This is a genomic window from Streptomyces sp. NPDC034099 (genome assembly GCF_055575415.1).
In genome coordinates, this window is sequence record NZ_JBVISR010000011.1 from 15,873 (window position 1) to 39,377 (window position 23,505).

General features: G+C 72.4%; 21 protein-coding genes. 8 read left to right on the top strand and 13 right to left on the bottom strand.

All coding sequences use genetic code 11. The features are described from left to right. Window positions 1–154: 154 nt before the first annotated feature. Together ACZ56V_RS28270 and pitH are read left to right on the top strand one after the other, a co-directional pair. Window positions 155–775: a DUF47 domain-containing protein gene (locus ACZ56V_RS28270; RefSeq protein WP_007451048.1), complete on the top strand. Its 621-nt coding sequence runs from the start codon at window positions 155–157 to the stop codon at window positions 773–775. Between the two features lie 7 nt (window positions 776–782). Then, a complete protein-coding gene (pitH, locus tag ACZ56V_RS28275) occupies window positions 783–1,781 on the top strand; it encodes a low-affinity phosphate transporter PitH (protein WP_356364792.1) in 999 nt (332 codons plus the stop codon). 110 nt (window positions 1,782–1,891) lie between these two features. On the opposite strand, the gene pstB is transcribed toward pitH, so the two are convergent. The 7 genes from pstB to ACZ56V_RS28310 all read right to left on the bottom strand — a co-directional run bounded on the left by pstB (window position 1,892) and on the right by ACZ56V_RS28310 (window position 10,246). Next, the gene (gene pstB / locus ACZ56V_RS28280; protein WP_003974830.1) at window positions 1,892–2,668 is read right to left on the bottom strand and encodes a phosphate ABC transporter ATP-binding protein PstB; all 777 of its coding nucleotides are present in this window, start codon (window positions 2,666–2,668) and stop codon (window positions 1,892–1,894) included. Between the two features lie 53 nt (window positions 2,669–2,721). After that, on the bottom strand, window positions 2,722–3,780 hold the full coding sequence (gene pstA, locus ACZ56V_RS28285) for a phosphate ABC transporter permease PstA (protein ID WP_356364794.1): 1,059 nt from the start codon (window positions 3,778–3,780) through the stop codon (window positions 2,722–2,724). After that, window positions 3,777–4,787, bottom strand: a complete 1,011-nt coding sequence (gene pstC, locus ACZ56V_RS28290) for a phosphate ABC transporter permease subunit PstC (protein WP_398914322.1) — start codon at window positions 4,785–4,787, stop codon at window positions 3,777–3,779. Before pstC ends, pstA begins: the two co-directional genes overlap by 4 nt. A 124-nt stretch (window positions 4,788–4,911) precedes the next feature. Further along, window positions 4,912–6,039, bottom strand: coding sequence for a phosphate ABC transporter substrate-binding protein PstS (gene pstS / locus ACZ56V_RS28295; protein ID WP_398914324.1), 1,128 nt, complete (start codon window positions 6,037–6,039; stop codon window positions 4,912–4,914). A gap of 200 nt (window positions 6,040–6,239) precedes the next feature. Further along, window positions 6,240–6,692, bottom strand: a complete 453-nt coding sequence (locus ACZ56V_RS28300) for an NUDIX hydrolase (protein ID WP_398914326.1) — start codon at window positions 6,690–6,692, stop codon at window positions 6,240–6,242. A gap of 34 nt (window positions 6,693–6,726) precedes the next feature. Further along, a complete protein-coding gene (locus tag ACZ56V_RS28305) occupies window positions 6,727–8,025 on the bottom strand; it encodes a CHAD domain-containing protein (protein WP_468946108.1) in 1,299 nt (432 codons plus the stop codon). Beyond that, window positions 8,006–10,246, bottom strand: coding sequence for an RNA degradosome polyphosphate kinase (locus ACZ56V_RS28310; RefSeq protein ID WP_398914330.1), 2,241 nt, complete (start codon window positions 10,244–10,246; stop codon window positions 8,006–8,008). Before ACZ56V_RS28310 ends, ACZ56V_RS28305 begins: the two co-directional genes overlap by 20 nt. Before the next feature lie 257 nt (window positions 10,247–10,503). Between ACZ56V_RS28310 and ACZ56V_RS28315 the strand changes: the two genes are divergently transcribed. From ACZ56V_RS28315 to ACZ56V_RS28335, 5 genes are all read left to right on the top strand, one after another. After that, complete coding sequence (locus ACZ56V_RS28315; protein WP_104636653.1) at window positions 10,504–11,046, top strand: RNA polymerase sigma factor; 543 nt, start codon at window positions 10,504–10,506, stop codon at window positions 11,044–11,046. Next, window positions 11,043–11,912, top strand: coding sequence for a cupin domain-containing protein (locus ACZ56V_RS28320; protein ID WP_468946111.1), 870 nt, complete (start codon window positions 11,043–11,045; stop codon window positions 11,910–11,912). The genes ACZ56V_RS28315 and ACZ56V_RS28320 overlap by 4 nt, the downstream gene beginning before the upstream one ends. Before the next feature lie 90 nt (window positions 11,913–12,002). Continuing rightward, the gene (locus ACZ56V_RS28325; RefSeq protein ID WP_468946114.1) at window positions 12,003–12,881 is read left to right on the top strand and encodes an ABC transporter ATP-binding protein; all 879 of its coding nucleotides are present in this window, start codon (window positions 12,003–12,005) and stop codon (window positions 12,879–12,881) included. Beyond that, window positions 12,878–14,398, top strand: coding sequence for an ABC transporter permease (locus tag ACZ56V_RS28330; RefSeq protein ID WP_468946116.1), 1,521 nt, complete (start codon window positions 12,878–12,880; stop codon window positions 14,396–14,398). Before ACZ56V_RS28325 ends, ACZ56V_RS28330 begins: the two co-directional genes overlap by 4 nt. Continuing rightward, window positions 14,386–15,042: an ABC transporter gene (locus tag ACZ56V_RS28335; RefSeq protein ID WP_398914338.1), complete on the top strand. Its 657-nt coding sequence runs from the start codon at window positions 14,386–14,388 to the stop codon at window positions 15,040–15,042. Before ACZ56V_RS28330 ends, ACZ56V_RS28335 begins: the two co-directional genes overlap by 13 nt. Before the next feature lie 35 nt (window positions 15,043–15,077). Here the strand turns inward: ACZ56V_RS28335 and mshD are convergent, their stop codons facing one another. Then, on the bottom strand, window positions 15,078–16,007 hold the full coding sequence (mshD, locus tag ACZ56V_RS28340) for a mycothiol synthase (protein ID WP_356364812.1): 930 nt from the start codon (window positions 16,005–16,007) through the stop codon (window positions 15,078–15,080). A 233-nt stretch (window positions 16,008–16,240) separates the two neighbouring features. On the opposite strand from mshD, the gene ACZ56V_RS28345 reads away from it, so the two are divergent. Further along, complete coding sequence (locus tag ACZ56V_RS28345) at window positions 16,241–18,067, top strand: bifunctional metallophosphatase/5'-nucleotidase (RefSeq protein WP_398914341.1); 1,827 nt, start codon at window positions 16,241–16,243, stop codon at window positions 18,065–18,067. A gap of 29 nt (window positions 18,068–18,096) precedes the next feature. Here ACZ56V_RS28345 and ACZ56V_RS28350 read toward each other — a convergent pair whose 3' ends face one another. The 5 genes from ACZ56V_RS28350 to ACZ56V_RS28370 all read right to left on the bottom strand — a co-directional run bounded on the left by ACZ56V_RS28350 (window position 18,097) and on the right by ACZ56V_RS28370 (window position 23,357). Continuing rightward, window positions 18,097–19,518: a sensor histidine kinase gene (locus ACZ56V_RS28350; RefSeq protein ID WP_467379442.1), complete on the bottom strand. Its 1,422-nt coding sequence runs from the start codon at window positions 19,516–19,518 to the stop codon at window positions 18,097–18,099. Beyond that, window positions 19,515–20,255: a response regulator transcription factor gene (locus ACZ56V_RS28355; protein ID WP_468946121.1), complete on the bottom strand. Its 741-nt coding sequence runs from the start codon at window positions 20,253–20,255 to the stop codon at window positions 19,515–19,517. The genes ACZ56V_RS28350 and ACZ56V_RS28355 overlap by 4 nt, the downstream gene beginning before the upstream one ends. Before the next feature lie 77 nt (window positions 20,256–20,332). After that, window positions 20,333–21,370 carry a S1C family serine protease gene (locus ACZ56V_RS28360; RefSeq protein WP_468946124.1) on the bottom strand — a complete coding sequence of 346 codons (1,038 nt, stop codon included), beginning with the start codon at window positions 21,368–21,370 and terminating at the stop codon, window positions 20,333–20,335. A gap of 112 nt (window positions 21,371–21,482) precedes the next feature. Next, on the bottom strand, window positions 21,483–22,505 hold the full coding sequence (locus tag ACZ56V_RS28365) for a LacI family DNA-binding transcriptional regulator (RefSeq protein WP_356364822.1): 1,023 nt from the start codon (window positions 22,503–22,505) through the stop codon (window positions 21,483–21,485). A gap of 42 nt (window positions 22,506–22,547) precedes the next feature. Beyond that, the gene (locus ACZ56V_RS28370) at window positions 22,548–23,357 is read right to left on the bottom strand and encodes a winged helix-turn-helix domain-containing protein (RefSeq protein WP_398914347.1); all 810 of its coding nucleotides are present in this window, start codon (window positions 23,355–23,357) and stop codon (window positions 22,548–22,550) included. Window positions 23,358–23,505 lie beyond the last annotated feature (148 nt).

Genomic DNA, 23,505 nt, shown 5'->3' on the forward strand with positions numbered 1-23,505 from the left:
TCCCGGGTAGGGGGCCCTTGCCGGAGCGCCGACGTCGCCCCCCTGCTCATCACTCTGCCCGATGGGCGACACTGGGGGACGGCCCGTTAGCAGTGGCCGGATGATGCGCCTAGCATCAGCCTGACCGAAACCGATGCACCCCGAGGACCCCAACGTGCGCTTTCGTCTGACCCCCAGGGAGACGAGCTTCTACGACATGTTCGCCGCCTCCGCGGACAACATCGTCACGGGCTCCAAGCTCCTGATGGAACTGCTCGGGGCGGACGCATCCGCCCGGGCCGAGATCGCAGAGCGTATGCGGGCCGCCGAACACGCGGGTGACGACGCCACGCACGCGATCTTCCACCAGCTGAACTCCTCGTTCATCACGCCCTTCGACCGCGAGGACATCTACAATCTCGCCTCCTCCCTCGACGACATCATGGACTTCATGGAGGAGGCCGTCGACCTGGTCGTCCTCTACAACGTCGAGGAGCTGCCCAAGGGCGTCGACCAGCAGATCGAGGTGCTGGCGCGGGCCGCCGAGCTGACCGCCGAGGCCATGCCGAACCTGCGCACCATGGACAACCTCACCGAGTACTGGATCGAGGTCAACCGGCTGGAGAACCAGGCCGACCAGGTCCACCGCAAGCTGCTCGCCCACCTCTTCAACGGCTCGTACGAAGCCATCGAGGTGCTGAAGCTGAAGCAGATCGTGGACGTGCTGGAGGAAGCGGCCGACGCGTTCGAGCACGTGGCGAACACGGTGGAGACCATCGCCGTCAAGGAGTCCTGAGCCGTTCATGGACACCTTTGCACTGGTCGTGACCATCGGGGTCGCGCTCTTCTTCACCTACACCAACGGTTTCCACGATTCGGCCAACGCGATCGCCACCTCCGTGTCGACGCGTGCGCTGACGCCCCGGGCGGCGCTCGCCATGGCGGCGGTCATGAACCTGGCAGGCGCGTTCATGGGATCCGGGGTCGCCAAGACCGTGAGTGAGGGGGTGATCCAGACCCCCGAGGGTTCGAAGGGGATGGGGATCCTCTTCGCGGCGCTCGTGGGCGCCATCGTCTGGAACCTCATCACCTGGTACTTCGGCCTGCCGTCCTCGTCCTCGCACGCGCTGTTCGGCGGCATGGTCGGCGCGGCGCTGGCCGGGAGCACGACCGTGTACTGGCACGGGGTCGTCGACAAGATCGTCATCCCCATGTTCGTGTCGCCGGTGATCGGTCTGGTCGCCGGTTACCTGGTGATGACCGCGATCATGTGGATCTTCCGGCGGGCCAATCCGCACAAGGCGAAGCGCGGCTTCCGCATCGCGCAGACGGTGTCGGCGGCGGGTATGGCGCTGGGGCACGGTCTGCAGGACGCGCAGAAGACGATGGGCATCGTGGTGATGGCGCTGGTCATCGCCGATGTCGAGGACTACGGCGACCCGATCCCGGTGTGGGTGAAGCTCGCCTGCGCGCTGATGCTGTCGCTCGGGACGTACGCGGGCGGCTGGCGGATCATGCGGACGCTGGGGCGGAAGATCATCGAGCTGGATCCGCCGCAGGGGTTCGCCGCGGAGACGACGGGGGCCTCGATCATGTTCGGGTCCGCGTTCCTGTTCCACGCGCCGATCTCCACGACGCACGTGATCACCTCGGCGATCATGGGTGTGGGCGCCACGAAGCGGGTCAACGCCGTGCGGTGGGGGGTCGCGAAGAACATCATCATGGGGTGGTTCATCACGATGCCGGCCGCCGCGGTGGTGGCCGCGGTGTCGTTCTGGATCGTGAACCTGGCGTTCCTGTAGCGGCGCCCCCCCGTACGGCGATGGGCCCGCCCCCGGATTCCGGGGGCGGGCCCTTGTGCTCCCCGCGGTGGCACCGCCATGCAGCACCGCGAGGGGTTGGGAGGGGCGGTCTAGCCGAAGCGGCCGGAGATGTAGTCCTCCGTGGCCTGGACCGACGGGTTGGAGAAGATGCGCTCCGTCTCGTCGATCTCGATCAGCTTGCCGGGCTGCCCGACCGCCGCCAGGTTGAAGAACGCCGTACGGTCCGAGACGCGCGCCGCCTGCTGCATGTTGTGCGTCACGATGACGATCGTGAAGCGCTCCTTCAGCTCGCCGATCAGGTCCTCGATCGCCAGGGTGGAGATCGGGTCGAGGGCGGAGCAGGGCTCGTCCATGAGCAGCACGTTCGGCTCGACCGCGATCGCCCGCGCGATGCACAGGCGCTGCTGCTGGCCGCCGGAGAGGCCGGAGCCCGGCTTGTTCAGGCGGTCCTTGACCTCGTTCCAGAGGTTGGCGCCGCGCAGCGACTTCTCGACGACGTCGTCCAGCTGGGACTTCTTGTACTTGCCGTTCAGGCGCAGGCCCGCCGCCACGTTGTCGTACACCGACATCGTCGGGAACGGGTTCGGGCGCTGGAAGACCATACCGACCTCGCGGCGCACGGCCACCGGGTCGATGCCCGCGCCGTAGAGGTTCTCGTCGTCCAGCATCACCTTGCCGTCGACGCGGCCGCCCGGGGTGACCTCGTGCATGCGGTTGAGCGTGCGCAGGAAGGTGGACTTGCCGCAGCCGGAGGGGCCGATGAAGGCCGTCACGGAGCGGGGCTCGACGGTCATCGAGATGTCCTCGATGGCCAGGAACGAGCCGTAGTAGGCGTTGAGGCCGCTGACATCTATGCGCTTGGCCATGGAAATCACTGCTTCTTTCGGGTCAGGTCGCTGACTGTGTGCCGTCGGTCGCGTCAGCGACCCGTCTTCGGTGCCTTCCAGCGGGCGATGCCGCGGGCCGCGAGGTTGAGGATCATGATGAACGCGATCAGCGTCAGGGCCGCCGCCCAGGCACGGTCGTAGGCCGCGTCGGAGCCCGCGCCGTACTGCAGGTAGATGTACATCGGCAGCGACTCCTGCGGATCCTTGAAGGGGTTCGCGTTGATGAAGTCGGTGCCCCAGACCAGCAGCAGCACGGGGGCCGTCTCGCCGGTGATGCGGGCGACGGCCAGCATGACGCCGGTGACGATGCCGCCGATCGAGGTCGGCAGGACCACCTTGATGATCGTGCGCCACTTCGGCACGCCCAGGGCGAGGGACGCCTCGCGCAGCTCGTTCGGGACGAGCTTGAGCATCTCCTCGGTGGAGCGGACGACCACGGGGATCATCAGGATGCACAGGGCGAACGAGCCGGCCACGCCGGACGGGCCCATGTCCAGGATCAGGACCCACAGGCTGAGCACGAACAGGCCCGCGACGATGGACGGGATGCCCGTCATGACGTCCACGAAGAAGGTGACGGCCCTGGCGAGCCGGCCGCGGCCGTACTCGACCAGGTAGATCGCGGTGAGCACCCCGATCGGCACGGAGATCAGCGTGGCCAGGCCGACCTGCTCCAGGGTGCCGAGGATGGCGTGGTAGATGCCGCCGCCGGGCTCCGCGTCGCCGACCACGCCCATGGAGTGGGTCAGGAAGTAGCCGTCGAGGACCTTCACGCCCTGCTTCACGGTCTCCCAGATCAGGGAGACCAGCGGGATCAGGGCCAGCAGGAAGGCGACCCAGACCATGCTGGTCGCGACCCGGTCCTTGGCCTGCCGGCCGCCCTCGACGCTCGCCGAGATGCCGTACGAACCGCCGACGAAGAGGACCGCGGCGATCAGGGCCCACTGGATGCTGCTGTTCAGCCCGGCGGCGGCGCTGATGCCGAGGCCGAGGAGGACCGAGCCGGCCGCGACCGCCCAGGGGAACCACTTGGGCAGGGTGGCGGCGCGCAGGGAGCTGCGGTTCTTGGGGGTCAGGGTTGCGTTGCTCATGCGTTGGCCCCCGAGTACTCCTTGCGGCGGGCGATGATCATGCGGGCACCGCCGTTGACCAGCAGGGTGATGACGAACAGGACGAGACCGGAGGCGATCAGCGCGTCACGGCCCATCTGGGTGGCCTCGTTGAACTTGCTGGCGATGTTCTGGGCGAAGGTGCCGCCGCCCGGGTCGAGCAGGCTCGGGCTGATGTCGAAGGTCGGGGAGAGCACCATGGCCACGGCCATCGTCTCGCCGAGCGCGCGCCCGAGGCCGAGCATCGAGGCGGAGATGACGCCGGAGCGGCCGAAGGGGAGCACCGACATCCGGATGACCTCCCAGCGCGTGGCGCCGAGGGCCAGGGCGGCCTCCTCGTGCATGCGCGGGACCTGCCGGAAGACCTCGCGGCTGACATTGGTGATGATCGGCAGGATCATGATCGCGAGCAGGATGCCCACGGTGAACAGCGAGCGGCCCGCGCCGCCGTTCCACTCGAAGATCCCGGTCCAGCCGAGGTACTCGTCCAGCCAGCCGTAGAGTCCGTCCAGGTGCGGCACGAGGACGAGCGCGCCCCACAGGCCGTAGACGATCGAGGGCACCGCGGCGAGCAGGTCGATCACGTAGCCGATCAGGCCGCCCAGCTTGCGCGGCGCGTAGTGCGTGATGAACAGCGCGATGCCGACCGAGACCGGGACGGCGATGGCCATGGCGATGATCGACGACACGACGGTGCCGTAGGCCAGGACCGCGATGCCGAACTCCGGCGGGCTGCCGGTCGGGTTCCATTCGAAGCTGGTGAAGAAGTTCGCCTCGTCCTCGCCGATGGCGAGGACGGCGCGGTAGGTGAGGAAGGCCGCGATGGCGGCCATGATGACCAGCACGAGGATGCCGGATCCGCGGGAGAGCCCGACGAAGATCCGGTCGCCGGGGCGGGTGACGCCGCGGGTGGCGCGCGTGTCGCCGGGGGCGGGCGGCTGGGGTGTGCGGGAGGGGGCTGGCTTCTGGGTGTCCGTTGTCATGTCCATCGGGTTCTCCGGTCTGCGGAGCCGTCGTGGTCGGCGGCTCGGGCGGAGCCCAGGTCGGGGGCTCCTGGCGGCGGTGCACCGGACGGTGCGGCCCGGCCCCCGCGGGGACCGGACCGCACTCGGGTCAGCTCAGGCCCGAGATGGTCTCGCGGACCTTGGTGATGATCTCGGTGGGCATCGGGGCGTAGCCGGCGTCCGCCAGCAGGCCCTGGCCGTCCTCCGAGGCCATGTAGTTCAGGAAGGACTTGGTGGCGGGCAGGGTGTCGGCCTTGTTGCCCTTGTCGCAGGCGATCTCGTACGTCACCAGGACCAGCGGGTAGGCGCCGGCGGCGTCCGGGGTGTAGTCCAGCTCCAGGGCGAGGTCCTTGCCGGTGCCGACGACCTTGGCCGCGCCGATGGCGGCGGTGGCGTTCTCGACGGTGGCCTTGACCGGCTCGGCGGCCGCGGTCTTGACGTCGACGGTCTTGACGCCGTCCTTGGCGTAGGACAGCTCGAAGTACGAGATGGCGCCGGGCGTCTGCTTCACCTGGCCGGCCAGGCCGGAGGAGCCCTGCGCGGACTGGCCGCCCTTGGCCTCCCAGGACTTGCCGCCCTCGTACTTCCAGTCCTCGGGCGCGGCGGCCTTCAGGTACTTGGTGAAGTTGTCCGTGGTGCCGGACTCGTCCGAGCGGTGGAAGGCCTGGATCTTCAGGTCCGGAAGCTTGGCGTCGGGGTTGAGCTTCTTGATCGCCTCGTCGTTCCAGTTGGTGATCTTGCTGTCGAAGATCTTGGCCATCGTCGGGGCGTCCAGGACGAGCGAGTCGACGCCCGTGACGTTGAAGCCGACCGCGATCGGGCCGCCGACCATCGGCAGGTCGATGGCCTGGCCGTCCTTGCAGACCTTCTTCGAGGCCTCGATCTCCTCCGGCTTCAGCGCGGAGTCCGAACCGGCGAACGCGGTCTGGCCCTGCGTGAAGGCGGTGATGCCCGCGCCCGAGCCGGTCGGGTTGTAGTTGATCTGCACGCCGTTGCAGGCGGCGACGTACTGCTTGACCCAGGCGTCGATGGCGTTCTTCTGGGCGGAGGAGCCGGAGGCCTGGAGCTGGCCCTTGGCGTCGTCGCACTTGATGTTGCTGTTGGCGGCAGCGCCGGCGTCTCCGCCGTTGCTGTTGCCGCCGGTGTCGTCGGAGCCGCACGCCGTGAGGGCCAGGGCGCCGGAGACGGCGAGAGCACCGAGAGCGAGGGCCCGCCGGTTCATGCGCTGAAGCTTCACTTGAGGGAGTTCCTTCCAGGAGCCGCCGTCCTGAATTCGGCGGCGTGCGAGGAGTGGTAAGGCCGAAATTAGGCAGATCAGATGAAGGCGCCGAAGGGCATGAATGAACGCCGGGTGAACCCCTGTGGACGGTGCGGTGAGGTCACGGAACGCTTACGTCGAGGACACGGGCGGGTTCCGAGGCCGGTCCGGGGGTCGGGTCAGTGGCCGGTTCCGTGGCCGGTTCCGTGGGGGTGGGTCGCCAGCAGCGCGTCGACGAGCTCGCGGTCCCGGGGTTCGGTGAGGCGGGTACGGGCCGCGCCGGGGGTCAGCCACAGGATGCGGTCGACCTCGTCGGAGGGGGTGAAGGCACCGGCGCCCGCCGCCGCGGCCCAGTAGCGGACCTCCTTGGGGCGGCCGTTCGCCCGATAGCGCACGGTGGGCAGCTCGGTGCCCGGTTCGGCGGCGTACCCGGTCTCCTCCGCGACCTCGCGCAGGGCGCCGGCGAGCGGGTCCTCACCGGGTTTGAGCTTGCCCTTCGGGTGCGACCAGTCGTCGTACTTCGGGCGGTGCACGAGGCACAGCTCCAGGCCGGGGGAGGCGGTCGAGGGCGCGGGGCGCCACAGGACGCAGCCGGCCGCGCGGACCGTGGTGTCGTCGTCTGCGGGGCTCACGGAGCGCACGCCTCCCGTCGTCCTGCGGCCGGTCCTACGGCAGCCTGATCGGTTCCTTGCGCCAGCTGTGCTGGAACGCGTACCGCGCCGCCTCCACCTCATGCCGCTGGTCGGCGTGGAGCACGCCGAGCGCGTACGCCGTGGCCGGGGCGATGCGCGGGGTACGGGCGGCCTGGGCGGCGGCCGCGGCGGCCTCCGCGGCGTCGCGGTGGCGGTTCAGGGCCTCGCCCGCGGCCAGGAGGCGCACGTCCACGGAGTCCTCGGCGGCACCGACGGCCCCGCTGCCCCCGGCCTCCGCGCCGGCCAGCGCCTCCAGGGCGTAGCGGTGCAGGCGCAGCAGCAGGCGGACCTGGTGCCACGGGGCGTCCTGGGGGTGCGGGGCGGGGTCCGGGGAGAGCCCGTGGACCAGCGCCTCGGCGTTGTACGGACTGCCCGCGGTGACCAGCGGGAGGGCGGCCACGGCGTCGGCGAGGCGCTCCTGCGCGGCGGTGGCCAGCGGGCGCAGGTCGACGGGGGCGGCGTCGGGTCCCGCTGCGGCAGCGGCCCCGCGTCCGGCGCCGCTCAGCGGGACCTCGCTGGCGAGTAAGGCGACCTTGTCGGCGACGGCGTGGAAGCGGCTGCTGCCCAGGCACTGGAGGGCGGCGGAGTGCGCCCGGGTGCGGGCCAGGGTGAGCTGCCGGTCGAGCAGCGCGCCCGCCTTGGCCGCGCCGACCGTGAGGTTGCCCTGGTTCGCGGACGCCGGGTGGGCGGCGGGCGCGGGGGAGCCGGTCGGCGGCACGGCCGCGGTGGCGGTGGCCCGGCCCACCGGCCGCGGGGCCGGGAACGCCGTGGAACCGGAGAGCCGGTGCAGGGCCTGGAGCAGGCGTTCCAGACGGGACGCGTAGGCGTGCTCCATCGCCAGCGTGCCGGACAGCCACGCCAGCTCGGGGCGCAGCTCCTCCGCCCAGTCGGCGTCCAGCAGCGGCTGGAAGGTGTGCAGGGTGGCGCTGATGCGGCGGGCGGCGCGACGCAGGGCGCGGGCCGCGTCCACGTCGTCCGCGGGCGGGGCCGCCCGGTCCGGACCGCCGTACGCGCCGTAGGCGCCGTTCGCGCCCGCCGCCTCCGTCCCGGCCCCCGTTCCCGCGCCGGCTGCCGATCCCGTCCCCGACTCCCGGTGCCGGCGCAGTGCGCGCAGGAACTCCGTGGCCTGGGCGCGCAGGTAGCCCACGAGCGCGTCGGTGCCCGCGCCGGGCCGCGCGGCCGTACCGGCCTCCCCGCGCCCGGCCGTGCTCGCGGGGTGCGGCGGTGGGGCGGTCGCCGCGGGTTGTGTCGGGTCAAGGTGTCGCTGTGCCACGCCGGCGCCTCCGGGCGTCTATGAGCATCTCCTGGACGTTGCGCAGGGGCTGGCCGTCCGCGTCGGTCGCGTGCCGGGTCCACTCGCCGTCCGCGCCGAGGTGCCAGGAGGCGGTGGCGTCGGACATGCCGTTGTCGAGGAGCCGGTTCAGGGCCGCCCGGTGGGCCGGGTCGGTGACCCGGACCAGGGCCTCTATCCGGCGGTCGAGGTTGCGGTGCATCATGTCGGCGCTGCCGAGCCACACCTCGGGCTCCCCGCCGTTGCCGAAGGCGAAGACCCGCGAGTGCTCCAGGAAGCGGCCGAGGACGGAGCGGACCCGGATGTTCTCCGACAGGCCCGGCACCCCCGGGCGCAGCGCGCAGATGCCGCGCACCCACACGTCGACCGGCACTCCGGCCTGGGACGCCCGGTAGCAGGCGTCGATCACGGCCTCGTCGACCATCGAGTTGACCTTGATGCGGACGTGGGCGGGACGGCCGGCGCGGTGGTGCTGGATCTCCTTGTGGATGCGGGAGACGAGGCCGTCGCGCAGCGACTTGGGCGCGACGAGCAGCCGGCGGTAGGTCTCGCGCCGGGAGTAGCCGGAGAGGCGGTTGAACAGGTCGGAGAGGTCCGCGCCGACCTGCGGGTCCGAGGTGAGCAGGCCCAGGTCCTCGTACAGGCGGGCGGTCTTCGGGTGGTAGTTGCCGGTGCCGACGTGGCTGTAGCGGCGCAGCGTCTCGCCCTCCTGCCGTACGACCAGGGAGAGCTTGCAGTGGGTCTTCAGGCCCACCAGGCCGTAGACGACGTGGCAGCCGGCCTCCTCCAGCTTGCGGGCCCACTTGATGTTGGCCGACTCGTCGAAGCGGGCCTTGATCTCGACCAGGACGAGGACCTGCTTGCCGGACTCGGCCGCCTCGATGAGGGCGTCGACTATGGGGGAGTCGCCGGACGTCCGGTACAGCGTCTGCTTGATCGCCAGGACGTCGGGGTCGGTGGCGGCCTGCTCCAGGAACGCCTGCACGGAGGTGGAGAAGGAGTCGTACGGGTGGTGGAGCAGGACGTCCTTGGTGCGCAGGGCGGCGAAGATGTCCGGCGCGGACGCCGACTCGACCTCGGCCAGGTCGCGGTGGGTGCCGGCGACGAACTTCGGGTACTTCAGCTCGGGCCGGTCCAGGCTGTGGATGCGGAAGAGGCCGGTGAGGTCCAGGGGGCCGGGGAGCGGGTAGACCTCCGCCTCGCCGATCTTCAGCTCGCGCACGAGGAGGTCCAGGACCTCGCGGTCGACCGACTCCTCGACCTCCAGGCGCACGGGCGGGCCCAGGCGCCGCCGCATCAGCTCCTTCTCCAGAGCCTGGAGGAGGTTCTCCGCGTCGTCCTCCTCCACCTCCAGGTCCTCGTTGCGGGTCAGGCGGAAGGTGTGGTGCTCCAGGACCTCCATGCCCGGGAACAGCTCCTCCAGGTGGGCGGCGATGACGTCCTCGACGGGGACGTAGCGGCCCGGGGAGGCCTCCAGGAAGCGGGAGAGCAGCGGCGGGACCTTGACGCGGGCGAAGTGGCGGTGGCCCGTGACGGGGTTGCGGACGACGACCGCGAGGTTGAGGGAGAGGCCCGAGATGTACGGGAAGGGGTGGGCCGGGTCGACCGCGAGGGGGGTGAGGACCGGGAAGATCCGGTGCCGGAAGAGGGTGAACAGGCGGGCCTGCTCCTTCTCGGCCAGCTCGTTCCAGCGGACCAGGTGGATGCCCTCCTCGGCGAGCGCCGGCGCGACGTCCTCGTGGAAGCAGGCGGCGTGCCGGGCCATCAGCTCGCGGGAACGGGCCCAGATCATGTCCAGCACCTCGCGGGGCTGGAGGCCGGAGGCGGAGCGGGTGGCGACGCCGGTCGCGATGCGGCGCTTGAGGCCGGCGACCCGGACCATGAAGAACTCGTCCAGGTTGCTGGCGAAGATCGCGAGGAAGTTGGCCCGCTCCAGGAGGGGCGTGTTCGGGTCCTCGGCGAGTTCGAGCACGCGTTCGTTGAACGCGAGCCAGCTGCGCTCGCGGTCCAGGAACCGGCCCTGCGGGAGGCGGGCGCCGCCGTCCTGGGACTCCTCCGACTCCTCGTACGCGTCGAGGTCGGCGTCGATGTCCGGCTCCAGACCGGAGACCGTGGCGGCCACGGTGTCCGGGCGGTGCGCCGCGATGGAGCCCACGGAGGGCTGCGTGTGCTGGACCTCTGCCTGGGGGTTCGGCTGCCTCATGAACCCATTCTTCCGCGCCGCGCGCGGGTCAGGCGCGTCGGAGGGCCCGGAGGGCCCGGAAGGGTACGGCTCGGTCGGCTTCATTCGGCGAGCCTCGCAAGGCTGTCTGAATCGACGGTTACGGGGACATGACGTGCGGGATAGCGGCGGGCCTCCGAAAGGTCGCCGGGGAAGGCGGCGGAAAGGCGGCGGGACAGGCGGCGGGACTCCTCTGAGATGGTGTGAACCGATCGGCAGGGCTCGTGCGATGAGGAGACGTGAGCGAAACGAGAAGCGACGGGGAGCTGCTGCGGGCCGTCGCGGCCGATGCCGACCGCCGGGCCTTCGAGGAGCTGTACCGCCGGTACGCGCCCTGGCTGACCGCCCGCATGCGCGGCCGCTGCGCCGACCCCGCCGTGGTCGACGACGTCGTGCAGGAGACCTTCCTCGCGGTGTGGCGCGGCAGCGCCCGCTACCGGGAGGAGGGGGACGTGGCCGGGTGGCTGTGGCGGATCGGGTCGCGTCGGCTGATCGACGTGCTGCGCGGCGACGGCGCGCGCGGACGGCTGCGGCAGGCGCTGGCGCGGCTGCGGCACCGGGACGAGGTCTCGGCGGAGGAGCGCGTCCTCGCCGGGGTCGAGCACGGGGACCTCGCCGGCGCGCTGGTCAGGCTCTCGCCGGAGCTGCGCGCGGTGCTCCAGGCCACCGTCGTCGACGGGCTGACCACCCGTGAGGCGGCCGTCCTGCTCGGCATCCCGCCGGGCACGGTCAAGACGCGGGCGATGCGGGCCCGCCGGCAGCTGCGGGAGGCGCTGGCATGAGGAACGAGGACAGCGGCCGCCGGGGCGGAGACGCCTGGCACGTGGACGAGGACGACCTGCGGGCCTACGCACGCGGGGAACTGGCCGCCCCCCTGCTCTGGTCCGCCGACACCCACCTGACCGCCTGCGCCGCCTGCCGGGGCGTCCTCGCCGAGGTGAGCGACGCCGCCGCGCTGGACGCGGGCTGGGAACGGCTGGACGCCGAGCTGGACGCGCCCCGGCCGGGCCGGCTCGAACGGCTGCTGACGCGGTGCGGGGCGGGCGACGCCACGGCGCGGCTGCTCGCGGCCACCCCCGTACTGCGCCGGTCCTGGTTCGGCGCGCTCGCCGCCGTGCTGCTCACGACCTTCCCGGTCGCCCTCGCGGCCGGTGCGGCCGGCCGGCCCACCCTGTTCCTGGCCTTCGCCCCTCTGCTGCCGCTGGCCTCGGTGGCGCTCGCCTACGGGCCCGTGCTCGATCCCACGTACGAGATGGCCGTCGTCTCGCCGATGCACGGCTTCCGGCTGCTGATGATCCGGACGGTCGCCGTGCTCGTGGTGGCGCTCGGGGCGGGCGGCCTGGCCAGTCTCGCGCTGCCCGGGTTCGGGGCGGCCGCCCTGGCCTGGCTGCTGCCCGGGCTCGCCCTGACCGCGACGGGGCTCGCGCTGGCACCCCGGCTGGGTCCGGTCCTCGCGCCGTCCCTGCTCGCGGGTGCCTGGGCGGCCGTGCTGCTGGCCGCCGACGCGGCGCGCGCGTCCGCGGACGGTCCGCTGGCGCCGTTCACGGCGGCCGGGCAGGGCGTGTCCGGGCTGGTGGCGGTGCTGGGTGCGGGGCTGCTGTTCCTGTTCCGCGACCGGTTCGACGTCTCGGGCCGCGGCCTCGCCTGAGCCGCCCCCGCTCCTCCCCTCCCCCTCCCCCTCCCCCTCCTCCTTCTTCTTCTTCTTCTTCCTGATCACTTTCACGTACGGGAGTGCCGTATGACCCCCACCGTTTCCGCCTCCGGGCTGCGCCTGCACTACGGGCGCACCCGCGCCCTCGACGACGTGTCGCTGCGGCTGACCCCGGGCGTCACCGGGCTGCTCGGGCCCAACGGCGCCGGGAAGACCACGCTGCTGCGCGTGCTCGCCACCGCCGTGCCCGCCGACCGGGGCGCCTTCACCGTGCTCGGGCACGACCCCGGGACCTCGCGCGGCCGGCAAGAGGTGCGGCGGCGGCTCGGCTACCTGCCGCAGACGCCCGGCTTCCACCCGGACTTCACCGCCTTCGAGTTCGTCGACTACGTGGCGATCCTGAAGGAGCTGACGGACCGCCGGGAACGCCACCGCGAGGTGCGGCGCGTACTGGAGGAGGTCGACCTCGGGGACGTGCGCGGGCGCCGGATCAAGAAGCTGTCCGGGGGCATGCGGCAACGGGTCGCGCTCGCCGCCGCGCTGGTGGGCGACCCGGGGTTCCTGGTGCTGGACGAGCCGACCGTCGGTCTCGACCCCGAGCAGCGGATGCGGTTCCGGGAGCTGATCGCCGGGGCCGGGGAGGGGCGGACCGTGCTGCTGTCCACCCACCAGACCGAGGACGTGGCGATGCTCTGCCACCGCGTGATCGTCATGGCCGCCGGGACGGTGCGGTTCGAGGGGACCCCGGCCGAGCTGACCGCGCGGGCCGCCGGGCGGGTGTGGAACAGCACGGAGAAGGACCCCGGCGCGAAGGCCGGATGGCGCACCGGGACGGGCTCCTTCCGGAACGTGGGCGACCCGCCCCCGGGCGCCGAACCGGCCGAACCCACCCTGGAGGACGGCTACCTGCTCGTCCTCGACGACGCCGGCACGACCGGTACGACCGGCGAGGAGGCGGCCGCGTGAGCACCGTACTGACCGAGGAGTCCGCGCCCGTACAGGCGCCGCTCCAGGACCGGGGGGCGCGGGCCGTGTTCGCCCTCGCCCGGTTCGAGGCGCGCAGGCTGCTGCTGAGCGTTCCCGTCGTCATCGCCTTCGTGGCGTACGTCGCCTGGATCGTCTGGCGCACGCGGGAGTCCTGGGACGGCTACCCCGCCCTCCAGGAGGCCGACCAGGCCACCCAGTCCACGCCGATGCTGGTCGGCCTCGCCGTCCTGCTGGGCGCCGCCCGCGCGGTCGTGCGTTCCGAACGCCACGGCACCGAGCACCACTTCTCGGTCCTGGTCCTGCGGCCCTGGCAGCGTACGGCCGCCCACGCGCTGTCCGTCGTACCGGCCGCCCTGCTCACCGCCGTGTGCGTGGCCGGCCAGTTCGGCTGGGAGGCGCTCAAGCCGGGCGCGATCGGGCACGGTTCGCCGGCCGAACTGGCGGTGGGGCCACTGACGGTGCTGGCGTTCGGGGCGCTCGGGGCGCTGCTCGGCCGGCTGACGATGTCGGCCTTCGCCGCGCCGCTGCTGGTGGTCGTGCTGCTGTTCGTGTTCGTCCTCGGGACGGGGCCGAGCGAGGCGGGCGGGCTGACCTGGCTGGCACCGGCCGTCACCGTGGCCGGTCCCGACGCCCTGCCCTCCGACCTCCTGGGGCGCCCCGCCGCCTGGCACGCCCTGTACCTCGCGGGCGTGGCCCTGTGCCTCTCCTTCCTGGCGGTGGCCGCCGCCGGCGGGCGCACCGCGGCCGTCCGTACGGGACTCGTCCTGAGCCTCGCGGCGGCGGTCACCGGCGGGGTCCTCCAGGCCCGCGGCGCGACCCCGTCGGCGGAGCTGACCGCGGCCCGCGAGCGGGCCTCGGCGCACCCGGACCTGACCTGCGCCGAGCACGGCCGGTCCCGGTACTGCGCCTTCCCCGAGTGGGCGCCGCGCACCGGCACCTGGGCCGGGGTCGTGGACCGCGTCCAGGCCGTGGCCGGCGGCTCCGCGCACGACCGGCCCCTCGTCGTACGGCAGCGGATCGACGCCCGCTACGGTCCGGGGACCGACAGCGCGATCCCCGCGTCGACCGAACCGCACCGGGTCACCGTCGGCACCGCCTGGGGCGGCAACCGGGTCCCCGAGTTCTCCAGCGCCGTCGCCGCCGTCCTCGTCGCCGGCACGGAGGCGGCCGGGAGCGAGCTGTGCGACGGGCGGATGGTCACCGTCATGTGGCTCTCGCTGAGCTGGCAGGACGACCCGATGAACGCGCTGCGCCGGGTCCGCCTCGACGACAGCGTGACGGGCTCCGCGATCGTCCTGTCGCCCACCAATCCGCTGTCCATGACGGAGGGCCAGACCGACGTCGTACGCCGGCTGCTGGAGAACCCGCCCGCCGGTGTCGGAGCGCGGGTGAAGGAGCACTGGGCCGAACTGACCGCCCCGGGCGTCACGACCGCCCGGGTCGCCGACCTGCTCGGCGTGGCCGGGCCGGGGAAGGCCGACTCGTGCGAGGAGTGACGGCGGCCCGAGCGGCGGTGCCGGTGGACCTGGTCGGCCCACTGTGGCGCACGCTCCCGTGGCGGGCACTGGCGGCGGCGGGGACGCTGGGCCTGCTGGTAGCCGCCACGCCCCTCGCGACCGGCGCCGAACCGGCGCCCTGGCAGACGCTGACGCTGCTGCGGGGCAGCGCCCTGATCGGGGCGCTCGGCCTGGCCTTCCTGCTGGACGACCCCGCCCGCCACCTCACCGCGCCCGTGCCGACCCGAAGGCTCGTCCGGCAGGCACTGCGGGTGGCGCTGGTCGCGCCGTTCGCCGCGCTGTGGTGGGCGGCCGTACTGCTCCTGACCCCCTCGGCGTCCCGGCCCCCGGCCGGCGGGGTCACCCTGGAGGCGCTGGCGGTGGGCGCCCTGGCCCTCGCGGCCGCCGCCCTGGCCGTACGGCTGACGGACGAGGCGCGGCCGGGGCCGTTCGTCGCGGCGGCCCTGCTGCTCGCGGCCGTCCTGGTGCCCCTGCTCGCGCCGGAGGACTGGGCGCTGTTCGTCCAGGCCGACGACGCGCGCTGGGCCGTCGGGCACGACCGGTGGGCGGTGCTGGCGGTGGCCGTGGCGGCGGCGGGGGCGGCGTGCGGCCCGGAGCCGCTGGGCCGCCGGGCCGGTCGCTGACGGGACGGCACGTCCGCGGGACCGGCCCCGGTGGCTCACGTCTCCGTGCGGTACATCAGGTCCGTCTCGTGGGTGGTGAATCCGAGGCGTTCGTAGACGGCCACCGCCGCCTTGTTGTCGGCGTCGACGTACAGCATCGCCGTGGGCAGCCCCCGTTCCTCCAGGTGGCGCAGGCCGATCGTGGTCAGGGCCTTGCCCAGGCCGCCGCCCTGGGCGTCCGGGCGGATCCCGAGGACGTACACCTCGCCCAGCCGCTCCTCGGCGTGCACCTTCGTCCAGTGGAAGCCGATCAGTTCGCCGTCCCGCTCGGCGAGGAAGAACCCGGCCGGGTCGAACCAGGGCTCGGCCTCGCGGTCGTCGAGGTCGCGCTGGGTGAGCGAGCCCTGCTCGGGGTGGTGGGCGAAAGCGGCGGCGTTCACGGCGAGCCAGGCCGTGTCGTCCCGGCCGGGCACGAAGGTGCGCACGCTCACGCCCTCGGGCAGCACCGGCTCCGACAGGTCCAGTCCGGCCAACGGGCGCCGCATTTGCCGCAGTTCGCGGAAGAGGGACAGTCCCAGCACCTGCGCGAGGTGCCGGGCGGCGGAGTGCCCGCCGTGTGCCCAGATCCGCAGCCGCTTGCCGGAGGCGGCGAGCAGCGCGGCGCCCAGCGCCCGTCCGTGGCCCTGGCCCCGGTGCGAGGGGTGGACGACCAGCTCGGCGGCCGGCGGCTCGACCGGGTCGGTGCCCTCCAGCTGCGCGTAGCCGACGAGTTCACCGCCGTCGACGGTGAGCAGGAGGTGCGCGACGCCCTCCCGGGCGGGGCCGCGCAGTTGCAGCCGGCCCTGCTCGGACACGGCGTGCTGCCCGTCGTTCCGGGCCGCCTCGGTGAGCAGGGCGAGGACGGCGTCGGTCTGCTCCGGCGCGAGTTCGGCGAGGGTCTCGATCGAGCGGGGGCGGCCGGGCCGCACGGTGTCGTCGCTGGTCATGCGTACGAGAGTAAGGGGCGGGCGCGGCAAAGCGGCGGCAGTGGACGGAGACGAAGAAGAGGGGGGCGGGAGAGGGCGCAGGAGGGGGAGAAGGCGGGGGTGAGGGAGGGGGCGAAGTTAAACCAGGCTGTAACCCGGAAGCCCCTGTCGCGCTACGCGCGTTGACTCTAGGCTGCTGCGCCGACGAGCCGTCTCCTCAGCGGCTCGCGCCACGCACACCCACAGGGGGGCGCATGCCAGCCACAGCACAGCCGCACCAGCCGCGTCGCAGACGCCGTACGAGCCGTCTGCTCGTCGCCGCCGCCACCGTCGTCACCGCCGGGGCGCTCGCCGCGGCGGCGTTGCCGGCCTCCGCGAGCGCGGGCGGGAACGAGCGCGGCCACGGCGGCCACGGGCACGGCCAGGGCCGTTACCAGGACGTCCAGCTCCTCTCCTTCAACGACCTGCACGGCAACCTGGAGCCGCCCACCGGTTCCTCCGGCCGGGTCACCGAGGTCCAGCCGGACGGCTCGACGAAGACGATCGACGCGGGCGGTGTGGAGTACCTGGCCACCCACCTGCGCGAGGCCCGCAAGGGCAACCGCTACTCCGTCACCGCCGCGGGCGGCGACATGGTCGGCGCCTCCCCCCTCCTCTCCGGCCTCTTCCACGACGAGCCGACGATCGAGGCACTGAACAAGCTCGACCTGGACGTGACGAGCGTCGGCAACCACGAGTTCGACGAGGGTGCCCGGGAACTGGCCCGCCTCCAGAACGGCGGCTGCCACCCCACCGAGGGCTGCTACACGGACAAGGGGTTCAAGGGCGCCGACTTCCCCTACCTGGCGGCCAACGTCCTCGACGAGAAGACGGGGAAGCCCCTGCTCAAGCCCTACTGGGTGTGGAAGCAGCGGGGTGTGAAGGTCGGCTTCATCGGCGTGACCCTGGAGGGCACCCCGGACATCGTCTCGGCGGAGGGCGTGAAGGGCCTGAAGTTCAAGGACGAGGTCGAGACGATCAACAAGTACGCCAAGGAGCTGCAGCGCCAGGGCGTGAAGTCGATCGTCGCGCTCATCCACGAGGGCGGTTTCCCCGCCTCGTCCTCCTACAACTACGACTGCGACTCCCCGGGCGCGGGCGACGGCATCTCCGGTCCGATCGTCGACATCGCCAAGCACGTCACGCCGCAGGTCGACGCGCTGGTCACCGGCCACACCCACAACGCGTACGTCTGCACGGTCCCCGACCCGGCGGGCAACCCCCGCATGGTCACCTCGGCCTCGTCCTTCGGCCGCCTGTACACGGACACCACGCTGACCTACGACCGCCGCACGGGTGACATCGCCCGTACGTCGGTGAAGTCGGCGAACCACGTGGTGACGCGGGACGTCCCGAAGGCGCCCGACATGACCCGGCTGATCGGCGAGTGGAACACCCTGGCCGCCCCGATCGGCAACCGCCCCGTCGGCTACGTCTCCGCCGACATCGACCGCACCGGCACCGAGTCCCCACTGGGCGACCTGATCGCCGACGCGCAGTTCGCGTACGGCAAGGCGCAGGACCCGGAGACCGACCTGGCCCTGATGAACCCGGGCGGCATCCGCGCCCCGCTGACCTACGCGGCCTCGGGTGCCGAGGGTGACGGCGTGGTCACCTACGCCGAGGGCTTCACGGTCCAGCCCTTCGCCAACACGGTGAACCTCAAGGACTACACGGGCGCCCAGCTGATCCAGGTCCTCAAGGAGCAGGTGAGCGGCCCGAACGAGGCGGCCCCGAAGATCCTCCAGGTCTCCTCCGGCCTCACCTACACCCTGGACCTGACCAAGTCGGGCGCGGACCGCGTCGTCGCGGACTCCGTCCGCCTGAACGGCTCGCCCATCGACGAGAACGCCACCTACCGCGTCGCGTCCAACAGCTTCCTCGCGGGCGGCGGCGACGGCTTCACCACGCTGGGCCAGGGGACGAACGAACTCGTCGGCGCGGACGACCTGACGGCGTTCGAGCAGTACCTGACGGCCAACTCCTCGGCGACCGACCCGATCGCTCCGCCGGCGGCGGACCGGATCACGGTCGTGCAGTAGGCGGCAGCCGGCTCCGGCAGAGGGGCGCCCTACACGACCTCGGGCGGCGGCGTCGGCGCGCCCGGCAGCCGTACGGTCGCGGTCGTGCCGTCGCCCTCCGCCGGAGTCAGGCTCACCGTGCCGCCCGCCTGCTGCACCGTCCGCGCCACGATGGACAGGCCCAGGCCCGAGCCGGGCAGGGCGCGGGCGCTCGGGGAGCGCCAGAAGCGGTCGAAGACGTGCGGGAGTTCGTCGGCGGCGATGCCGGGCCCGTGGTCGCGGACGGTCAGTACGCCGTCGGCGAGGCGTACGTCGACGGTGCCGCCCTCCGGGCTGAACTTCACCGCGTTGTCCAGGATGTTGACCACCGCGCGTTCCAGGGCGGCCGGTTCCGCCCGTACGTACCAGGGGTGCACGTCCGCGTTGATCGCCAGCTCCGGGCCGCGCAGGCGGGCGCGGCGCAGCGCCGACTCGACGACGTCGTGCCAGGCGAGGATGCGGGTCCGGCCCTCGTGCTGGCCGGTGTCGGGGCGGGAGAGTTCCTGGAGGTCGCCGATGAGCGCGGCCAGTTCCGTCATCTGCGCCTTCACCGAGGCGAGCAGTGCCTTGCGGTCGGCCTCCGGGATCGGGCGGCCCGTCTCCTCGCTGCGGGTGAGCAGCTCGATGTTGGTGCGCAGGGAGGTGAGCGGGGTGCGCAGTTCGTGGCCCGCGTCGGCGATGAGCTGCTGCTGGAGGTCGCGGGAGCTGGCCAGGGACGAGGTCATGCTGTTGAAGGACCGGGAGAGGCGGGCGATCTCGTCGTCGCTGTCGTCCGCGACGGGGATGCGGACGGTGAGGTCCTCGGTGCGGGCGACGTGTTCGACGGCCTCGGTGAGTTCGTCGACGGGACGCAGCCCGGTGCGGGCCACCCACAGCCCGGCGGCGCCGGCGCCGAGGACACCCGCGCCCGCGACGATCACGAGCACCAGGGCGAGGTCGTTGAGGGAGCTGTTCACCTCGCCCAGCGGTCGCGCGGCGGAGACGGCCACGCCCAGCTCGGGCAGCACGCTGTAGGTGTAGACCCGGTACTGGGCGCCGTCGGCCCCCGTGGCGTCGTGCAACGCGTCGGTGGTCTTGCCCTCGGCCACGGCGTGGTCGGCGTCGCTGAGCGGCACCTCCCGCGTGCCGATGATGAGACAGCTCCCTCCCGTGCCGTCCACGAGCTGTACGGACGAGCCGAAGGGGTTCTGTTCGTGCGTGACGGGGTCGTGGGCGCAGGCGCCGGTGCGCAGGTCGACGTACTGGCTCACCTGCTGCCTGGTCATGCGGTTGGCCTTCAGGGCCTCGTCCAGCGAGCTGACCAGCACGCTCTTGACGACGAACCAGCAGGCGACCGCCGCCGCCGCCACCGCGAACGCCACCGCCGCCGCCACCAGCAGTGACAGCCGCGCCCTGATGGGCAGGGACCGGACCCGGCGGGCGACGCCTCTCACTCCGCGCCGCCCTGCCGCAGGACGTAGCCGACGCCGCGGACGGTGTGGACCAGGCGCGGCTCGCCGCCCGCCTCGGTCTTGCGGCGCAGGTACATGACGTACACGTCGAGGGAGTTCGACGACGGCTCGAAGTCGAAGCCCCAGACGGCCTTCAGGATCTGCTCCCGGGTCAGGACCTGGCGCGGGTGCGCCATGAACATCTCCAGCAGGGTGAACTCCGTGCGGGTCAGCTCCACCGGGCGTCCGGCGCGGGTGACCTCCCGGGTCGCCAGGTCCATGGTCAGGTCGGCGAAGCTCAGGGTGTCGTCGTCCTCGGCGGTGGCGTCCACCGCCGCCGCGTAGGAGCTGCGGCGCAGCAGCGCGCGGATGCGGGCGAACAGCTCGTCCAGCTCGAACGGCTTGACCAGGTAGTCGTCCGCCCCCGCGTCCAGGCCGGTCACCCGGTCGCCGACCGTGTCGCGGGCCGTCAGCATCAGGATCGGCGTCAGGTCGCCCGCGCCGCGGATGCGGCGGGCGGCGGTCAGGCCGTCCATGCGGGGCATCTGGATGTCCAGGACGACGAGGTCGGGCCGGTACGCCGCCGTCTTCTCCAGCGCGTCGGCGCCGTCGACGGCGACCTCGGTGTCGTACCCCTCGAAGGCGAGGCTGCGCTGCAGGGCCTCGCGGACCGCCGGCTCGTCGTCGACGATCAGGATGCGCTGGATCTCGCGGTCGCGGTCGGCGTCTGCGGGGCTCATGGGCTCGGGTCCTCGGGTGCGGTCGGGTACGGATACGGGGTGTCAACGCCTTCAGCGTCGCACGTCTTCGCGCCCGCTCAGTTGCTCGCGCCCGCCCGCAGCTCGGGCAGGTCGGCCTTCACCGTGTTGACCGGGATGGCGAAGCCCAGGCCCACGCTGCCCGCGCTCGCGGAGGACTCGGTCGCCGAGTACATCGCGGAGTTGATGCCGATGATGTTGCCGTTCATGTCGATCAGCGCGCCGCCGGAGTTGCCCGGGTTGAGGGACGCGTCGGTCTGGATCGCCTTGTACGTCGTCGTGGACGAGCCGGTGTCGCCGTTGAACTGCTGCCCGCCGAACTCGAAGGGCCACTGGCCGCCCTGCCGCTGCTGCTGTTGCTGCTGGCCCTCGTCCGTCGAGACGGTCACGTCCCGGTTCAGGGCGGAGACGATGCCGCTGGTCACGGTGCCGGTCAGGCCCTCGGGGGAGCCGATGGCGACGACCTGGTCGCCGACCCCGATGCCGTCGGAGTCGCCGAGGGCGGCGGCCTTGAGGCCGGAGGCGTCCTTCAGCTTGATCAGCGCGAGGTCCTTCTTGCTGTCGGTGCCGACGACCTCGGCGGTGTACTGCTTGCCGTCGTTCGTCGTCACCTTGACGGACGAGGCGCCGGACACGACGTGGTTGTTGGTGATGATCTCGCCGTCGTCGGTGATGATCACGCCGGAACCGGTGGAGGAGCCGGCGTTCGAGGTGGCGTTGATCTCGACGATGCTCGGGCTGACCGCCTTCGCGACGCCGGAGACCGTGCCCTTCTGGCTGGAGGGCACCACGTTGGTGCTCGTCGAGCCGGCAGCGACGGTGTCGCCGCCGGCCAGCTCCTGGATGCCGTACGCCGTGCCGCCGCCGACGGCCGCCGCGACGATCGCCACGGCGACCAGCAGGGCGGCGGGACCGCGCCGCCGGGCCGCGCGCCTGCCGTGCGGCGGCTCGGGCAGGGGCTGCATGGGGTGGTTCCCGGGCGGCTGCGCCGGCGGGGGCGGCCACTCCGGGTTGACGGGAGAGGAGGCGTGCTGGTGGGGTCCCTGGTACGGGTTCGCGTGCTCGTACTCGCCGTTGTGGCGGAGGCTCTCGGTCATGTCCATGAGCTTCCCGCCCTCGTATGAGAGCGGCCTGAGGGCTGCCTGAGAAGCCCGGCAGAACCTCGTATGCCCGATATAAAGGCGTCGGACGAGGGTGTCGGGGCGGGTCCTACGCGCAGCCGCAGGACTGCCGTACCACCAACTGCGAGGGGAACACCTTCAGCCGCTCGCGGCGGGAACCCGCCACCCGCAGGCCGTCGTCCAGGACCAGGTCCACGGCGGCACGCGCCATCGCCGACCGGTCCGAGGCGACCGTCGTCAGCGGTGGATCGGCGAGGTCCGCCTCCTTGATGTCGTCGAAACCGGCCACCGCCAGCTCGCCGGGGACGTCGATGCGCAGCTCGCGGGCCGCGCGCAGCAGGCCGATCGCCTGGTCGTCGGTGGAGCAGAAGATCGCGGGCGGGCGCTGCGGCCCGGAGAGCAGCTCCAGACTCACGCGGTACGCGTCGTAGCGGTTGTACGGCGCCTCGAAGAGCCGGCCCTCGGTGGAGAGCCCGGCCTCCTTCATCGCGCGCTTCCAGCCCTCGACGTGGTCGGAGACCGGGTCGCCGACGGACGGCGTCTCGGCGGTGCCGCCCATACAGGCGACGTACGCGTACCCGTGCTCCAGCAGGTGCCGTACGGCGAGCTGGGCACCGCCGAGGTCGTCGGTGACGACGGCGACGTCGTCGATGGCCTCGGGGCGCTCGTGCAGCAGCACCACCCGGGCGTCCCAGGCGTCGATCTCGGCGGCGGCGTTGTCGTTCAGCGCGTGGCTGACCAGGATCAGGCCGGAGACCCGCATGCCGAGGAAGGCGCGCAGGTAGTGCACCTCGCGCTCACCGACGTAGTCGCTGTTGCCGACGAGCACCATCTTGCCGCGCTCGGAGGCGGCCCACTCGACCGCGTGCGCCATCTCCGCGAAGAACGGCTGGCGCGCGTCCGGCACGATCAGGCCTATGAGGTCCGTGCGCCGCGACGCCATGGCCTGGGCGACCCGGTCCGGGCGGTACCCCAGTTCCTTGATCGCGGCGAGGACACGCTCGCGCGTGGCCGGGGCGACCGGCCGGGGTCCGTTGTTGATGACGTAGCTGACGACGGCGGTGGAAGTCCCCGCCAGTCGCGCCACATCATCCCGAGTCACCTTGGCCACGCGCGGAGTCTACGCGGATGGATCCGCTCCGGGCAGGGCGTATCACACCTTGGATGACCTTGCGCCCGCCGCTTTCGCCGGCGTGTCGGACCGGTCCTCGGCGCCCTTCGGCTCCGCCTCCTCCGACTTCTCGGGCTTCTCGCTCTTCTCACCCTTCTCGGTCTTCTCGCCCTTCTCGGGCTTCTCCGGCGTCACGAAGCGGTAGCCCACGTTGCGGACAGTGCCGATCAGCGACTCGTGCTCGGGGCCGAGCTTGGCGCGCAGCCGCCGCACGTGCACGTCGACCGTGCGGGTGCCGCCGAAGTAGTCGTAGCCCCACACCTCCTGGAGCAGCTGCGCGCGGGTGAACACGCGGCCGGGGTGCTGTGCGAGGTACTTCAGCAGCTCGAACTCCTTGAAGGTCAGGTCCAGGACCCGGCCCTTGAGCTTCGCGGAGTACGTCGCCTCGTCCACCGACAGGTCGCCGTTGCGGATCTCCATGGGGGAGTCGTCGCCGCCGAGCTGCTGGCGGCCCGTGGCCAGCCGCAGCCGCGCCTCGACCTCCGCCGGACCGGCGGTGTCGAGCAGGACGTCGTCGATGCCCCAGTCGGCGGTGACGGCGGCGAGACCGCCCTCGGTGACGATGAGCACCAGCGGACAGCTGAGCCCCGTGGAGCGCAGCAACTGGCACAGGCTGCGGATCTGGGGAAGGTCGCGGCGGCCGTCGACGAGGATGACGTCGGCGCCCGGGGTGTCGACGAGTGCGGGGCCCTCGGCGGGGGCGACACGCACGTTGTGCAGCAGCAGGCCGAGAGCGGGGAGCACCTCCGTCGACGGCTGGAGGGCGTTGGTCAGGAGCAGCAGAGAACTCATCGCGCCCCACCTGCCTGGGACGGTTCGTGGTCGTGCCCGGTTCGCTCGCCCATAACGTCTGGTTCCTCCTGGGTCCCTGCGAGGACGTTTACGGCACTGCTTCGTACAGGTCGTGCGGGTGCGGGTCCCGTGCCCGTGGGGCCCGCGG